This is a genomic window from Streptomyces sp. PKA51 (assembly GCF_057552455.1).
This window is the reverse complement of record NZ_BAAJPZ010000006.1, coordinates 116,706-132,250: the sequence shown is the minus strand read 5'-3', so window position 1 is coordinate 132,250 and position 15,545 is coordinate 116,706. Positions and strand designations below refer to the sequence as shown.

Sequence of the window (15,545 nt, the reverse complement as noted above, 5' to 3'; positions counted from 1 at the left end):
TCACACCTCCCCGTGTCCGAGGGCACGGCCGCGGCGGGCCGGGGCGCGGCCGGCCGGTTGGTCGGGGGCGGGGCCGGTGGGGATGGGCGGGATGGGGCGGGACTCGGGGGCGTCGGTCAGCAGGGTGAGGCGTTCGCCGCAGTGCAGGATGTCCTGGCTCTCCCCGTCCAGCAGGGTGTACGTCGCCTGGGTGCGGGCGATCTCCACCCGCAGCCGGTGGCCGCGGAACTGGACGGTGAAGGCCAGACGGCCGAGCTGTTCGGGCAGGCGGGGGCTGAAGGCGACCAGTCCGTCGACCTCGCGCATGCCGCCGAAGCCGATGACCAGGGCGAACCAGGTGCCGGCGAGGGAGGCGATGTGCAGGCCGTCGCGGGTGTTGCCCTCCAGGTCGGACAGGTCCATCATCGCCGCCTCGCCCAGGTAGTCGTAGGCGAGCCGCATGTGGCCGACCTCGGCCGCCATGACGGCCTGTCCGCAGGCGGACAGGGAGGAGTCGCGGACCGTCAGCTGCTCGTAGTAGGCGAAGTTGCGGGCCTTCTCCTCGGGGGTGAACGCCTCGCCGCGCAGGCACATCGCGAGGACGAGGTCGGCCTGCTTGACGACCTGCTTGCGGTAGAGGTCGAAGTAGGGGAAGTGCAGCATCAAGGGGTACTGGTTCTCGCCGGTGCGGGCGAAGTCCCACACCTGGTGCCGGGTGAAGCCCTGGGACTGCTCGTGGACGCCCAGGTCCTCGTTGAAGGGCAGCGTCATGCGGCTGGCGGCGTCGCGCCAGGCGGCGGTCTCCTCGTCGTCGACGCCCAGCGAGGCGGCGACGTCGGGGTGGCGCTCGGCGGCCACGGCCGCGGCGCGCAGATTGTGCTGGGCCATCAGGTTCGTGTAGACGTTGTCGTCCGAGATGGCGCTGTACTCGTCGGGGCCGGTCACCCCGTCGATGTGGAAGGCGCCGTGGTGGTCGTGGTGGCCCAGGGAGCGCCACAGCCGGGCCGTTTCGACGAGCAGCGGCAGCCCGACCTCCTTCTCGAAGGTCTCGTCGCAGGTGGCGCGGATGTAGCGGACGACGGCGTCGGCGATGTCGGCGTTGATGTGGAAGGCGGCCGTCCCGGCCGGCCAGTAGCCCGAGCACTCGCTGCCGTTGATGGTCCGCCAGGGGAAGGCCGCGCCCTGGAAGCCCAGCTGGCGGGCGCGCTCCTGCGCCTGCGGCAGGGTGGCGTGCCGCCAGCGCAGGGCCTGCTCGACGGCCTGGGGTGCGGTGTAGGTCAGCACGGGCATGACGAAGGTCTCGGTGTCCCAGAAGCAGTGCCCGTCGTAGCCGGGCCCGGTCAGGCCCTTGGCGGGCAGGGCCCGGGCCTCGCCGCGGGCGCCGGCCTGCAGGACGTGGAAGAGGGCGAAGCGCACCGCCTGCTGGATCTCGGCGTCGCCGTCGACCTCGACGTCGGCGCGGGACCAGAAGTCGTCGAGGTAGCCGCGCTGGTCGGCGACCAGGCCCTCCCATCCGGCGCTGGTGGCGGCGGCGAGGGCGGCGTCGACCTGGTCATGCACGGCGGGTGCGGAGCGCACCGCGGACCAGCCGTGGGCGACGATCTTCTCCATGCGCAGCCGCTGACCGGGGCGCAGCACGGAGGTCACGGTCAGGCGGGCGAGATCCTCGCTGCTCTCGGAGGTCGTCTCGGTCTTCAGGCCGCCCCTGACGACGTGGTGGGCGGCGGCGCCCACGCGCAGGCCGCTGCGCGCGGTGCGGTGCAGCAGCCGGATGCTGGAGCCGTTGGCGGCGTGCTGCTCGGGCACGAGCGGGGTTTCGAGGACGGCGGCGGCCCGCGGGTCGCCGTTGGCGCGGGGCAGTTGCTCGTTGGCGACGAGTTCGGACTGGATGACGATGCGCATCTCGTCGTCCAGCGGTTCGACCTCGTAGGCGACGGCGGCGATGGCACGCTGGGTGAAGGAGACCAGCCGGGCGGAGCGCACGCGGATGCTGCGGCCGCTGGGCGAGGTCCACTCGGCGATGCGGTGCAGCAGTCCGGTGCGCAGGTCGAGGAAGCGCTGGTGCTTGTGGAGTTTGCCGTAGCGCAGGTCGAAGGGTTCGTCGTCGACCAGGAGCCGGATGACCTTGCCGTTGGTGACGTTGATGACGGTCTGCCCGGACTCGGGGTAGCCGTAGCCGGCCTCGGCGTAGGGCAGCGGCCGGTACTCGTAGACGCCGTTGAGGTAGGTGCCGGGCATGCCGTGCGGTTCGCCCTCGTCGAGGTTGCCGCGCCAGCCGACGTGCCCGTTGGAGAGGGCGAAGACCGATTCGCTCTGGGAGAGCACGTCGAGGTTGAGCTCGGTCTCGCGCAGGCACCAGGGTTCGACCATGTATGCCGGATGGATGATCACGCGGCACCTCCGTCGGTGGTGTCGGGCACGGTGGTGCCGGGCACGGTGTCGTCGAGCAGGTCGGCGAGGTCGCTGACGACGACGTCGGCGCCGTGCCGGCGCAGGGCCTCGGCCTGGCCGGCCCGGTCGACTCCGACGACGTAGCCGAAGCCGCCGGCGCGGCCGGCCTCCATGCCGGCCAGTGCGTCCTCGTAGACGACGGCCTGCTCCGGGCCGGCTCCCAGGGCCCGGGCGGCGGCGAGGAAGGTGTCGGGGTGGGGTTTGCCGGGCAGTTGCCGCTCGGCGGCGACGATGCCGTCGATGCGCACGTCGAACAGGCCGTCGATGCCGGCGGCGACGAGCACGTCGTGGCAGTTGGCGCTGGAGGAGACGACGGCGGTGCGCAGCCCGGCGGCGCGGACGGCCTCGACGTAGCGGACGGATCCGGGGTACGCCTCGACGCCCATCTCCTTGATCTTCTGCAGGACGAGGGCGTTCTTGCGGTTGCCCAGGCCCTGGACGGTGTCCTTCTCGGGTGGGTCGCCGGGCTCGCCCTCGGGCAGGGTGATGCCGCGCGAGGCGAGGAAGGAGCGTACGCCGTCGGCGCGGGGCATGCCGTCGACGTACTCGTCGTAGTCGGCCACGGCGTCGAAGGGGCGGAAGGCGGGGCCCTCGCGGCGGCGCAGGAAGGCGTCGAAGGTCTCCTTCCAGGCCGCGGCGTGCACGGTCGCCGTCCTGGTCAGGACGCCGTCCATGTCGAACAGGCAGGCCTCGATGGTGCCGGGGAGTCCGAGTGTCGTCGTCATGGTGATCCGCTACCCCGTTCGTCCGGCAGGAACCAGTGGTGGGGGGCGAGGAGTTCTTCGGCCGCGGCCGGGCCCCAGGAGCCGGGGGCGTACGGTTCGACGGGGCGCGGGGCGCGCAGCAGGGGTGCCGCCACCTCCCACAGGCGTTCGATGCCGTCGGAGCGGGTGAAGAGGGACTGGTCGCCCAGCATGGCGTCGTGGACGAGGCGTTCGTAGCCCTCCAGGCCGTAGCGGCGCTGGACGGAGTCGGCGTACCGGAAGCTCATGCGGGCGTCGGTCAGGCGCATGGCGGGGCCGGGTTCCTTGACCAGGAAGCCGGCGGCGATCCAGCCGGGGTCGTCGAAGTCGACGACGAGGGTGTTGGCGCGGCGCCCGCCCCGCGCGGCGTGTCCGCGGCCGGGGGCCAGGGGGAACATGCGCAGGGGCGGCTCGGTGAAGTGGAGGGTGACGACCTGGCGGCGCTCGGCCAGGCGCTTGCCGGAGCGCAGGTAGAAGGGGACGCCGGTCCAGCGCCAGTTGTCGATCTCGGCGCGCAGGGCGACGAAGGTCTCGGTGTCGGAGTGGGGGTCGACGCCGGGTTCGGCACGGTAGCCCTCGTACTGACCGCGGACGACGAGGTCGGGGTCCACGGGCCGCAGGGCCTGGAAGACCTTGGCCTTCTCGTCGCGCAGCGACTTCGCGTCGAGGGCGGCGGGCGGTTCCATGGCCACGAGGCCCAGCACCTGGAAGAGGTGGGTGACGATCATGTCCCGGAAGGTGCCGGTCTCCTCGAAGAAGGCGGCCCGTCCCTCGATGCCGAGGGTCTCGGGTACGTCGATCTCGACGTGGCTGATGTGGTCGCGGTTCCAGATGGGTTCGAACAGGCCGTTGGCGAAGCGCAGGGCGAGGATGTTGTCGACGGACTCCTTGCCGAGGAAGTGGTCGATGCGAAAGACCCGGTCCTCGTCGAAGACGGCGTGGACGGTGGCGTCCAGGGCCTTGGCGGAGTCGAGGTCGGTGCCGAAGGGCTTCTCGACGACGACCCGGGCGCCCTGGGCCAGGCCGGTGCTGCCGAGCATCTCGACGACGGAGGCGAACGCCTGCGGGGGTACGGCCAGGTGGCACAGCCGGCGGGGGCTGCCGCCGATGGCCCGCTCGGCGTCCCGCACGGCGCCGACCAGCGGCTCGGGGTCGGCGGGGTCGGCGGCGCCGAAGGTCAGGGTGCTCTCGAACGCCTCCCAGTGCTCGCCGCTGGGCGGCTCGGATCCGAAGGTGGCGACGGCCTCCTTCGCGCGGGCCCGGAACTCCTCGTCCGTCAGGGCGTCGGCGGCGGGGGCGGAGCCGACGATGCGGTAGGAGCGCGGCATCAGTCCCGCCCGGGCGAGCCGGTACAGGCCGGGCAGCAGCTTGCGCCGGGCGAGGTCGCCGGTGGCACCGAAGAGCACGACGATGTGGTCGTCGGGCACGAGGTGGCCGTCCGGGGCGCCGGGGGGCGGGTGCGTGGCGTTCACATCCTCCACCTTCCGGCAGCCGCTGCCCGGGCGCGATTCACCTCACCCGTTCGGAGGGGCGGGTGGGGCGCTGCGCACGGGCAGCCTGCGCGGTCCGCGGACCAGCAGCCCGGGCCGGTAGGGCAGGGTGGCGGGGTCGGCGGCAAGGCGCAGGTGCGGCAGGGCGGCGAAGAGGCGGGGCAGGGCGATCGCCGCCTCCAGGCGGCCCAGGCGGGCCCCCGGGCAGAAGTGCGGTCCGTGGCCGAAGGCCAGGTGCGGGGCGGGGCGCCGGCCGCCGGGTCCGGGCAGGTGGCGGGTGGGGCGGAAGGCGTCGGGCGCCGGGAAGTGCCCCGGGTCGCGGTTGGCGGCGGCGAGGACGACCAGGACCGACTCGCCGGCGGGTATCTCCGTCCGGCTGTCGGCGTCCTGCAGGACGACGGTCTCGGTGGTGCGCCGCCATGTGGTGCCCTCCAGGGGGCTGGCGTGCCGCAGGGTCTCCTCGGTCACGGCCGCCCAGTGGGCCTCGCCGCCGGCGCGGGCGGCGGCGAGCTCGGCGGGGTGGGTGAGCAGCAGCAGCGCGGCGGAGGCGAGGAGGTTCATGGTGGTCTCGTAGCCGGCGAAGAGCAGCAGGAAGGCCATGGCCAGCAGCTCCTCGTCGCTCAGCCCGCCCTCCCCCGCGTCGTGGACGAGCGCGCTGAACAGGTCCGCGCCGGGTGTGCGGCGCTTGTGCGCGATGAGCGAGGAGAAGTAGGCGTGCAGGGCCGCCCATGCCTCGTCGGTGGCGCCGGGGGCCAGGGCATCGGCGGGCGAGCCGACGCGGTAGGTCCACTCGCGCAGGTCCGCCCGGTCGGCCTCGGGCACGCCGAGCACCTCGCCGATCACCAGGACGGGCAGCGGGAAGGCGAAGGCGTCCACCAGGTCGGCGCCGCCCTCGCGGGCCAGGGTGTCCGCGAGGCCGGCCAGGAGCCCGTCGGTGAGGTGCTCGATGCGCGGACGCAGCGCATCGATCCTGCGCGGGGTGAACGCGGCCGTGGTCAGCCGGCGCAACCGCACATGGTCGGGGGCGTCGGAGTTGAGCATGTGCCGGGCCAGGCACGCCTGGGCGCGCCGGGCCGGCGAGTCGGGGCGCGGGCGGCCGGCGGCTTGCGGGGGCACGTTGGAAAAACGCGTGTCGGCCAGCACCGCGCGGGCCCGGTCGTAGCCGGTGACGAGCCAGGCATGGGTGCCGTTGGCGAGCGCCACCCGGGCCGCGGGTCCGCGCGAGCGCAGGTCCGCGTAGTACGGATGGGGGTCGCGGGCGAAGCCGGGGTCGGCGGGGTCCAGGGTTTCGGGCACCCGCACATCCTTGCCGACGGCGGCGGTGCGGCGGACCGGGGGCCGGTGTCAGCTCCGGCGGCGGGCGGCTGTGCGGTTCCTACAATGCGCCGCACGGTTGCGCGGGTGCCGGTCAGCGGCCGAGCGCCTTCTTCAGCTCGTCCTTGGTCATGTCGGAGCGGCCCTGGATGTTGCGCTTCTTCGCCTCGTTGTACAGCTGCTCCTTCGTCGGGCCCTGGGCACCGGAGTGGGAGCGCTGGCCGCCGCGCTGGGAGGAGGACTTGTCGCGCAGCGAGGAGCGGCTGGCCGTCTTCGACTCCCCCGCCCGGGCCCGCTCCTTGTTGACGGTGCGGCCGGCGATCTCCTTGGCGCGCTTCTCGCTCTCGCCGCGGCTGCGCGCGCTGTCCTTGATGTGCTCGTACTGCCGTTCGCGCTTCGGGCTGGATCCCCTGGGCATCCGACGCTCCTTCATGGGCTGGTGCGTCCCGCGACCGGGCCGCTCAGCGCCACCCTGGCACGGGCCCCTGCGCCGCGCAGGGCGAGGGCCGCCGATCGGGGCGGCTCAGCCGCGCGGCTCCGGGGTGCGGGTGACCGTGCGGCCCAGGCGGGCCGCGGCGCGGGCGAAGGCGGCCGCGTCGTGCACGGCGGCGCCTCCTGGGTCGTTGTTGAAATAGACGTATACCTCGCCGCGGTCGGGCCATGCCTCGGCGATGCGGCCGGCCCAGGAGACCAGGGCCTGGCGCCCGTAGCGGGGCCAGGGCGCGGCGGCTCCGCTGTGGAAGCGCACGTACCCCCAGTCCGCGGTGCGCCACAGCGGCGTGACGGGGCGGGATCCGTGGTCGGCCCAGCACAGGGCCGCGCCGTGCCGCTCCAGGACGGTGCGCACCTCGTCCGTCCACCAGGTCTCGTGGCGGGGTTCGACGGCCACGCGCACGGTGTCCGGGAAGCAGGCCAGGGCGGCCTCCAGGACGGCGGGGTCGGCCTTGAGGGTGGGCGGGAGCTGGAGCAGGACGGGACCCAGGCGCGGGCCGAGGCCGGCGGCGTGCCGCAGGAGGCGCTCCACGGGCTCCTGCGGGTCGCGCAGCCGCTTGATGTGGGTCAGGAAGCGGCTGGCCTTGACGGCCATGACGAAGTCGTCGGGGGTGCGCCCGCGCCAGTCGGCGAAGGTCTCGGGGGCGGGCAGGCGGTAGAAGGCGTTGTTGTTCTCCACGGTGGTGAAGTGCCGGGCGTACTCCTCCAGCCACAGCCGCTGCGGCACCTCCGGCGGGTAGAACGGGCCGCGCCAGTCCTTGTACTGCCATCCGGAGGTGCCGACGAGCAGGGGCATGTGCCCAGGGTCGCACCGGGGCGGTGGCGGTGCTGCTTGACTGGTGTCGTGGAGTGCGTCTTCTGTGCGATCGCGGCGGGTGAGGCGGACGGTCACCGGGTGTTCGAGGACGAGGCGGTGGTGGCCTTCCTGGACGCCCGGCCGCTGTTCCCGGGCCATGTGCTGGTCGTGCCGCGGCGGCACGCCGAGACGCTCACGGACCTGCCGCAGGAGCAGGTCGGGCCGTTCTTCCTGCGGGTGCAGCGGATCGCCGGGGCCGTGGAGCGGGGCATGGGGGCCGCCGGGTCGTTCGTCGCCGCGAACAACCGGGTGAGCCAGTCGGTGCCGCACTTCCACGTGCACGTGGTGCCGCGCACCCGGGGGGACGGGCTGCGGGGCTTCTTCTGGCCGCGCGGCCGGTACGCGTCCGAGGAGGAGGCGGCCGCGGTCGCGGCACGGGTACGGGGGGCGCTGGAGGGCCCCTGAGGGGCGCCGGGGCCCGGCTCGCGTGGACTGCGGGCCCCGATCCGGTCATATTGGAATTACGGCTCCTCTTGCCGTCGACAGCCGACCGAAAGTCCCCTTTTCCGGAGCCTTCCGGAGCCCGGGCCCCGGGGCCGGAGGTGGAGGATGCGGTTCACCGACCGAGTGGACGCCGGCCGGCGCCTGGCCGGCCGGCTGGAGCACCTGCGTGCCGAGGACCCGGTGGTCCTCGGCCTGCCGCGCGGCGGCGTGCCCGTGGCCTACGAGGTGGCCCGGGCGCTCGGCGCCCCGCTGGACGTGATCCTCGTGCGCAAGCTGGGCGTGCCGTACCACCGCGAGCTGGGCTTCGGCGCCATAGGCGAGGGCGGGGTGCGGGTGGTCAGCGAGGACATCATGCGGCTGAGCCGCGTCGACGAGGACGACCTGGCCGAGGTGGAGCGCAGCGAGCAGGCCGAGATGTCCCGGCAGGCCGAGCGCTTCCGCGGCGGCCGCCCCCGCGTGCCGCTGGAGGGGCGCACCGCGGTGCTCGTCGACGACGGCATCGCCACCGGCGCCTCGGCGTCGGCGGCGTGCCGCGTGGCGCGCGCCCACGGCGCCGCCCGCGTCGTCCTGGCCGTGCCGGTCGCCCCGCCCGACGCGGCGGCGGCGCTGCGCCGCGAGTGCGACGAATTCGTCTGCCTGAGCACGCCGGCGGCGTTCTCGGCGGTCGGCGAGTGGTACCACGACTTCTCCCAGACCGCGGACGAGGAGGTCGTCGAGCTGCTGCGGCGCAATGCCGGGGAGGCCGGGGGCGGCGGCACCGGCGGGGGCTGCGGCTGCCCGGCCCGCTCGGGGCCGGTGAAGCTGCCGGTGGACGACGGGCGCCTGACCCTCGACGGTGATCTGGACGTGCCCGCCGGGGCCCCGGGCCTGGTGGTCTTCGCGCACGGCAGCGGCAGCAGCCGGCTCAGCCCGCGCAACCGCGCGGTGGCGACGGCGCTGAACGCGGCCGGCCTGGGCACCTTGCTGTTCGACCTGCTGACCCCGGCCGAGGAGGGCGACCGGGCCAACGTCTTCGCCGTCGAGCCGCTCGCGCGCCGGCTCGGCGAGGTGGCGGGCTGGCTGCACCGTCACACCGGATTGCCCGTCTGCTACTTCGGCGCGAGCACCGGCGCGGCGGCCGCCCTGTGGGCCGCGGCCGACGCCGCCCGCGCCGGCGGCGAGGGCATCGCCGCCGTGGTCTCCCGCGGCGGCCGGCCCGACCTCGCGGGCCCCCGGCTGGCCGAGGTCACCGCGCCGACCCTGCTGATCGTCGGCGGCCGGGACGAGACGGTACTGGACCTGAACCGGCGCGCCGCGGAGCAGCTGACCTGCGAGAACCGGCTCGCCGTCGTCCCGGGCGCCACTCACCTCTTCGAGGAGCCGGGGACGCTGGAGGCCGTGGCGGACCTCGCGTGCGCGTGGTTCACCGGACACCTGAGGCCCGACACCGCAACTGAACACCGCGCCTGACAGCGCACCTGAACACCGCACCTGACAGCGCATCCGACAGCGAGCAGTGACAGCCAGTAGCGGGTGATCGTCATGGAGAAGATCGTCGACTGCAACATCGAGATGGAGTTCCGCGAGATCGACGCGACCACGCAGGCCGACGTGCGGCTGCGCATGCACGACGGCCAGCGCTTCAGCTCGCAGGGCGTCGCCAACCGCAACCCCGAGGACCGCGTGCAGCAGCGCGTCGGCGAGGAGGTCGCGGCCGCCCGCGCACTGACCGGCCTGGCCGAGCAACTGCTGGGCAAGGCGGAGGAGGACATCAAGGAGGTCATGCACGAGGACGCCCACCTCACGCACTGAAAGCCCCACGGCCCGCACGGCAAGGAGGCGAGCGATGTCGCACGATGCACAGTGGAAGGTCCGCGTCGAGCTCCACGAGGAGGACGGCCGCACCACGGCCCGTGCCGACCTGGAGACCGGCGGCGCCCCGATCACCGGCCGCGGAACGGCCCGGTGCGCTCCGGGCGATGCGGACGTCCCGGCGATAGGCGACGAGTTCGCCGCCGGGCGCGCCCTGCGCGACCTGGGCAATCGTCTTCTGGAGGCGGCCGAGAAGGACGTGGAGGCGCACGGCGCGGCCCCGGAGCCGCGCACGTCGACGCCGTACGCCTGGCCGGTGTGAGGGGCCGGCGAGGGGGCCTGCATACTTGCGCCCGGCATTTCGTCCCGCGTAAGGAAACACCCCCGTGCTGCACGTCCGTCCCCGCCGCGCCGCCCTCGCGGCCCTGGCCGCCTCCTCGCTCCTGCTGCTGTCCGCCTGCGACGGGGACACCGCCCCGGCCGGCTCCGGGACGAAGACCCGCGCCACCCCCTCCGCTCCCCCGGAAGCCATCACCGCCGACCAGGCCCGGCAGGCGCTCGTCGCGGTCGGGGACCTGCCGGCGGGGTGGCAGCTGCAGCCGGACACCGGCCTGGACAAGCCCCAGGCGGGGGACCAGGAGGAGATCCTCTCCGGGGTGAAGCCCGTGTGCGCGCCGATCACCGCGGTCCTCAACACCGGCCGGCTGGAGGAGGACCGCAAGGCCAACGCCCAGGAGGTGTTCACCAAGCAGGGCGACACGACGAACCTGGCGCAGGACGTCAGCGGGTACTCCCGGGCCCAGGCGGAGAAGGCCGTGGCGGCACTGCGCACCGCCGTGGAACAGTGCGGCACCTTCACCGGCACCATGGGCGGCAAGAAGGCCGTGCTGACGGTGAAGAAGGCCGCCGGACTGCCGGCGTACGGCGACGAGTCCCTCGGCTACACCGTCCGCATCGTCCAGGGCGGCACCTCGCAGATGGACTTCGACCTGGGCACCATTCGCAGCCACGGCGCCGTGACGACGGTGCGCAACAACTACTCCGACACCGGCGACCGCGGCACGACGGCCTTCCGCAAGGCCCTGGCCGGGGCCGGGGCGAAGCTGGTCACCGCGGCCGCCGGGACGCCCTGACCCCGGCCTCCGGGACGCTCCTTCGGAACCCTCAGGGTTTCAGGACGGCTCCCACGTCCACTGCTCCACTTCCGGCATGTCGGTGCCGTGGGCCCGTACCCAGGCGTGGTGGCGGGTGCGGGCGTCGGCCATGGCCTGGCGGAGGCGGGCGGCGGGGACGGCGAGGTGGGGGACGCGGTCGACGACGTCCATGACGAGTCGGTAGCGGTCGAGGTCGTTGCGCACGACCATGTCGAAGGGCGTGGTCGTGGTGCCGGATTCCTTGTAGCCGCGTACGTGCAGGTTGCGGTGGCCGGTGCGGCGGTAGGCCAGGCGGTGGATGAGCCAGGGGTAGCCGTGGTAGGCGAAGATGACCGGCTTGTCGGGGGTGAACAACGCGTCGTACTCGTGGTCGGGCATGCCGTGCGGGTGTTCCTCCTGGGGCATCAGGCGGGCGATGTCGACGACGTTGACGACGCGGACGGCCAGGTGCGGCAGGTGACGGCGCAGCAGGCCGGCCGCGGCGAGGACCTCCTGGGTGGGGATGTCGCCGGCGGCGGCCAGGACGACGTCGGGGCCGGCGCCGTTCTCGGTGCCGGCCCACTCCCAGATGCCGGCGCCGCGGGCGCAGTGGGCGCGGGCGTCGTCGAGGCCGAGCCAGTCGAAGCAGGGCTGTTTGCCGGCGACGACGACGTTGACGTAGTCGCGGCTGCGCAGGACGTGGTCGGCGACGGCCAGGAGGGTGTTGGCGTCCGGCGGCAGGTAGACGCGGACGGCTTCGGGGCTCTTGTTCAGGACGTGGTCGACGAAGCCGGGGTCCTGGTGGGAGAAGCCGTTGTGGTCCTGGCGCCAGACATGGGAGGTCAGCAGGTAGTTCAGGGAGGCGATGGGGCGCCGCCAGGGCAGGGCCCGGGAGGTGCGCAGCCATTTGATGTGCTGGTTGACCATCGAGTCCACGATGTGCACGAACGCCTCGTAGGAGGAGAACAGCCCGTGGCGCCCGGTGAGGAGGTAGCCCTCCAGCCAGCCCTGGCACAGGTGCTCGGAGAGGACCTCCATCACCCGGCCGTGCCGGTCGAGGTGCTCGTCGGTGGCCAGGACGTCCTCCTCCCACGCCTTGCCGGTGCTCTCCAGGACGGCGTCCAGGCGGTTGGAGGCGGTCTCGTCGGGGCCGACGAGGCGGAAGTCGCGCCGGTCCGCGGTGTCGGCCATGACGTCGCGCAGGAGTCCGCCGAGGACGCGGGTGGGCTCGTGGCGGGTGCTGCCGGGCGCCTTGACGGGGACGGCGTACTCCTCCAGGGGCCGCAGGGGCAGCTCGCGCAGCAGCAGCCCCCCGTTGGCGTGGGGGTTGGCGCCGAGCCGGCGGGGGCCTGCAGGCACGCAGGCGAGGACTTCGGGGCGGGGCCGGCCGTGGTCGTCGAAGAGTTCGGCGGGGCGGTAGGAGCGCAGCCATTCCTCCAGCTGCCGCAGGTGTTCGGGGCTGTCGCGCACTGCGGAGAGGGGGACCTGGTGGGCGCGCCAGGTGCCTTCGACGGGCACGCCGTCGACGTCCTTGGGCCCGGTCCAGCCCTTGGGGGTGCGCAGGACGATCACGGGCCAGCGCGGGCGTTCGGTGACGCCCTCGCGGCGGGCGGCGTGCTGCAGCAGGGCGATGCGCTCCAGGGCGGTGTCCATCGCCACGGCCATGTCGTGGTGGACCTGCAGGGGGTCGTCGCCGCCGACATGGATGGGCAGATGGCCGTAGCCGCGCAGGAGCTCGTCGAGCTCGGGCTCGGGCAGGCGGGCGAGGACGGTGGGGTTGGCGATCTTGTAGCCGTTCAGGTGCAGGATCGGCAGCACGGCCCCGTCGTGGACGGGGTCGAGGAACTTGTTGGAGTGCCAGGACGCCGCCAACGGCCCGGTCTCCGCCTCGCCGTCGCCGATCACACAGGCCACCACCAGGCCGGGGTTGTCGAACGCGGCCCCGTAGGCGTGGGCGAGGCTGTAGCCGAGCTCGCCGCCCTCGTGGATCGACCCGGGGGTCTCGGGCGCCACGTGGCTGGGGACCCCGCCGGGGAAGGAGAACTGGCGAAACAGCCTGGCCATGCCGGCCGCGTCCCGGCCGACGTCCGGGTACACCTCGCCGTAGCTGCCGTCCAGCCAGGAGTTGGCGAGGACGGCGGGCCCGCCGTGCCCCGGCCCCCATACGCACACCACGTCCAGGTCCCGTGCCCGCACGACCCGGTTGAGATGGGTATGCACCAGGTTGAGCCCGGGTGAGGTGCCCCAGTGCCCCAGCAGCCGCGGCTTGATGTGCTCCGGGCGCAGCGGCTCGGTCAGCAGCGGGTTGTCCAGGAGGTAAATCTGGCCGGCGGAGAGGTAGTTGGCGGCGCGCCAGTGGGCGTCGAGCGCGGCCAGCTCGTCCGCGCCGGGGCCGTCGGGGTGGTCGGGATGGTCGGGCATGGTCGCTCCTCGGATCCGTGTCGGCACGGGCCACGTCGGCGGCGTGCTCCGGAGCGACTGCCCTGCCGTCGGTCGTTCATTTCCCCGCGCCGGCCGGTCCCGAGGTGCACAGGCCCCAGATGACGAACGCGCACAGCGCCATCACCACGAGCGACCACAGCGGGTGGTACGGCAGCGAGAGGAAGTTGGCGATCAGCAGCAGTCCGGCCCACACCACGGCGAGCGCGTGCGCCCAGGGAGAGGCCATGAACAGGCCCACGGCCACCGCAACCGCGACGATACCGAGGATCAGGTGGATCCAGCCCCAGCTGGTGAGGTCGAACTTGAAGACGTAGTTGGGGGTCGAGACGAAGACGTCGTCGTGGTCGACGGCCATGACGCCCCGGAAGAAGTCCAGGAGCCCGGCGATCAGCAGGATGACGGCGGCGAAGTAGGTCAGGCCGCCGGCGACCGCCCGGGAGGTGGTGTGGTGACGTGTGCTGGTGGGAGACATGACCGGCCTCGATTCGCTGGAGGGAAGCATTCCGGCATTCGGCTCACACGTGTCCCTCCATGGTGATCAGGCTCCGTCGAGCTGTCCAATGGAGGCGCGACCAGCTGTGACGGCCCGCGACGGACGGTGATGAGGGGGTGGTCTCCCCGCGCGTTCGGGGGCATGCGTTCACTCCTGCACGTACGGATCCCAACACGCTGGCCGCCCTCGGGATCACCTGCCGGGCCCCTCCCTAGCATCAGCCCTTAGTACTGACTGATCATCACTTCCGGGAGGCCCCACGGCATGCCGCAGCAGCCACCCCCGCAGCAGCAGTCGTCGCAGCAGCAGTCGTCCCCCGCGGCCTCCGGCCCGTTCAGACGGCGGTTCCTGACCCTGACCGCCGGTGCCGCCGTCCTCGCCCTCGCCCCCCGCCTCCCCCGGGCGTACGCGGCGCCCTCCCCCTCCCTCGACCTGCGCGACGACCCCTTCGCCCTGGGGGTCGCCTCGGGCGACGCGCTGCCGGACTCCGTGGTGCTGTGGACCCGGCTCGCCCCGCGCCCGTACGAGCCCTCGGCCGGTCTGCCGGAGGAGGGCGAGGTGAGCGTGCAGTGGGAGATCTCGCGCGACGAGCGCTTTCGCACCGTCGAGCAGCGCGGCAGCACCCTCGCCGAGGCCGAGGACGGCTACAGCGTCCACATCGACGTCCGCGGGCTGGAGCCCGACCGCGTCTACTGGTACCGCTTTCGCACCGGCTCCTGGATCAGCCCGGCCGGCCGCACCCGCACCACGCCCGAGCAGGGCGACCCGGTGCGCGAGATGCGGCTGGGCCTGGCCTCCTGCCAGCAGTACGACGAGGGCTACTACACCGCGCTGCGGCACCTGGCGGACGAGGACCTCGACGCCGTGTTCTTCGTCGGCGACTACATCTACGAGAACGCCATCAACGCCAAGGCCGGCGCCCGGCGCTATCCGCGCGGCCGGGAGCTGCCGGCCTCCTGCAACCACACGCTCCGCACGCTCACCGACTACCGCATGCGCTACGCCGTCGGCAAGGCCGACCCCGACCTGCAGGCCGCGCACGCCGCCCACCCGTGGTACGTCACCTGGGACGACCACGAGGTGGAGAACAACTACGCCGCCGAGGTCTCCCAGCACCACGACCCCGTGGCCGCCTTCCTGCGGCGCCGCGCCGCCGCCTACCGCGCGTACTGGGAGAACATGCCGCTGCGCAGCCGGCAACGGCCCAGCGGACCGGACATGCGGCTGTACCGCCGCTTCTCGTACGGGCGCCTGGCGCAGTTCGACATCCTCGACACCCGGCAGTACCGCGACGACCAGGCGTACGGCGACGGCTGGCAGTACCCGGGGCCGCAGTCCGAGGACCCGGCCCGCAGCATCACCGGGGACGCCCAGGAGCAGTGGCTGATCGACGGCTTCCGCCGCTCCTCGGTGGTGTGGAACGTCGTGCCGCAACAGGTGATCTTCTCGCGGCGCCGCACCACCGCCGGGCGCTCGCGGTTGTCCATGGACGCCTGGGACGGCTATCCGGCCTCCCGCCGCCGCCTGCTGCAGGGCGCCCGGAACGCGGGCGTGGAGAACCTGATGGTGCTCTCGGGAGATGCGCATGTGCACTACGCCATGGACATCAAGGAGGACTTCGACGATCCCCGGTCGCCCACGGCCGGCGTGGAGATCGCGAGCACGTCGCTCTCCAGCGGCTTCGACGGCGTGGAGCGGCCCGCCAACCGGGACGCCGTCCTGGCGGCCAACCCGCACATGAAGTACTTCGCCGACCGCCGCGGCTACGTCGTCGTCACACTGGAGGAGGAGCAGGCCCGCGCCGACTACCGCACCCTGCCCTACGTCACCCGGCCCGGTGCCCCCATCGGCACCGCGGCGAGCTTCGTCACCGAGGCGGGCCGGCCCGGCTTCGAGCGGGACTGAGGCCCGCGGCCG

At 73.5% G+C, this 15,545-nt stretch carries 14 protein-coding genes; 6 read left to right on the top strand and 8 right to left on the bottom strand.

Annotated elements, in window-relative coordinates; genetic code table 11:
* The 6 genes from AC27L3_RS12020 to AC27L3_RS11995 form a co-directional block, all read right to left on the bottom strand.
* Complete coding sequence (locus tag AC27L3_RS12020; protein WP_487233997.1) at positions 1–2,370, bottom strand: glycoside hydrolase family 65 protein; 2,370 nt, start codon at positions 2,368–2,370, stop codon at positions 1–3.
* Positions 2,367–3,155: an HAD family hydrolase gene (locus tag AC27L3_RS12015; RefSeq protein WP_487233996.1), complete on the bottom strand. Its 789-nt coding sequence runs from the start codon at positions 3,153–3,155 to the stop codon at positions 2,367–2,369. The genes AC27L3_RS12020 and AC27L3_RS12015 overlap by 4 nt, the downstream gene beginning before the upstream one ends.
* Complete coding sequence (gene zwf / locus AC27L3_RS12010) at positions 3,152–4,645, bottom strand: glucose-6-phosphate dehydrogenase (RefSeq protein ID WP_487233995.1); 1,494 nt, start codon at positions 4,643–4,645, stop codon at positions 3,152–3,154. Before zwf ends, AC27L3_RS12015 begins: the two co-directional genes overlap by 4 nt.
* Before the next feature lie 42 nt (positions 4,646–4,687).
* On the bottom strand, positions 4,688–5,959 hold the full coding sequence (locus tag AC27L3_RS12005; RefSeq protein ID WP_487233994.1) for a cytochrome P450 family protein: 1,272 nt from the start codon (positions 5,957–5,959) through the stop codon (positions 4,688–4,690).
* A gap of 112 nt (positions 5,960–6,071) precedes the next feature.
* Complete coding sequence (locus AC27L3_RS12000) at positions 6,072–6,395, bottom strand: plasmid stabilization protein (RefSeq protein ID WP_487233993.1); 324 nt, start codon at positions 6,393–6,395, stop codon at positions 6,072–6,074.
* Between the two features lie 105 nt (positions 6,396–6,500).
* Positions 6,501–7,265, bottom strand: a complete 765-nt coding sequence (locus tag AC27L3_RS11995; protein ID WP_487233992.1) for a DUF72 domain-containing protein — start codon at positions 7,263–7,265, stop codon at positions 6,501–6,503.
* Between the two features lie 48 nt (positions 7,266–7,313).
* Here AC27L3_RS11995 and AC27L3_RS11990 point away from each other — a divergent pair, with 48 nt between their 5' ends.
* The 5 genes from AC27L3_RS11990 (at position 7,314) to AC27L3_RS11970 (ending at position 10,693) form a co-directional block, all read left to right on the top strand.
* On the top strand, positions 7,314–7,730 hold the full coding sequence (locus tag AC27L3_RS11990; protein ID WP_487234192.1) for an HIT family protein: 417 nt from the start codon (positions 7,314–7,316) through the stop codon (positions 7,728–7,730).
* Positions 7,731–7,874: 144 nt separating this feature from the next.
* A complete protein-coding gene (locus tag AC27L3_RS11985; RefSeq protein WP_487233991.1) occupies positions 7,875–9,218 on the top strand; it encodes a phosphoribosyltransferase family protein in 1,344 nt (447 codons plus the stop codon).
* Positions 9,219–9,290: 72 nt separating this feature from the next.
* Positions 9,291–9,560 (top strand): dsRBD fold-containing protein, encoded by a 270-nt coding sequence (locus AC27L3_RS11980; protein ID WP_487233990.1) that lies wholly within the window; start codon positions 9,291–9,293, stop codon positions 9,558–9,560.
* Between the two features lie 34 nt (positions 9,561–9,594).
* Positions 9,595–9,882 carry a DUF1876 domain-containing protein gene (locus tag AC27L3_RS11975; RefSeq protein WP_487233989.1) on the top strand — a complete coding sequence of 96 codons (288 nt, stop codon included), beginning with the start codon at positions 9,595–9,597 and terminating at the stop codon, positions 9,880–9,882.
* Between the two features lie 64 nt (positions 9,883–9,946).
* Positions 9,947–10,693 carry a hypothetical protein gene (locus AC27L3_RS11970; protein ID WP_487233988.1) on the top strand — a complete coding sequence of 249 codons (747 nt, stop codon included), beginning with the start codon at positions 9,947–9,949 and terminating at the stop codon, positions 10,691–10,693.
* A 39-nt stretch (positions 10,694–10,732) separates the two neighbouring features.
* On the opposite strand, the gene AC27L3_RS11965 is transcribed toward AC27L3_RS11970, so the two are convergent.
* Both AC27L3_RS11965 and AC27L3_RS11960 read right to left on the bottom strand, forming a co-directional pair.
* On the bottom strand, positions 10,733–13,114 hold the full coding sequence (locus AC27L3_RS11965) for a phosphoketolase family protein (protein WP_487233987.1): 2,382 nt from the start codon (positions 13,112–13,114) through the stop codon (positions 10,733–10,735).
* A gap of 76 nt (positions 13,115–13,190) precedes the next feature.
* Positions 13,191–13,607 (bottom strand): DUF7144 family membrane protein, encoded by a 417-nt coding sequence (locus tag AC27L3_RS11960; protein WP_487233986.1) that lies wholly within the window; start codon positions 13,605–13,607, stop codon positions 13,191–13,193.
* 285 nt (positions 13,608–13,892) lie between these two features.
* On the opposite strand from AC27L3_RS11960, the gene AC27L3_RS11955 reads away from it, so the two are divergent.
* Positions 13,893–15,533, top strand: a complete 1,641-nt coding sequence (locus tag AC27L3_RS11955; protein WP_487233985.1) for an alkaline phosphatase D family protein — start codon at positions 13,893–13,895, stop codon at positions 15,531–15,533.
* Positions 15,534–15,545 lie beyond the last annotated feature (12 nt).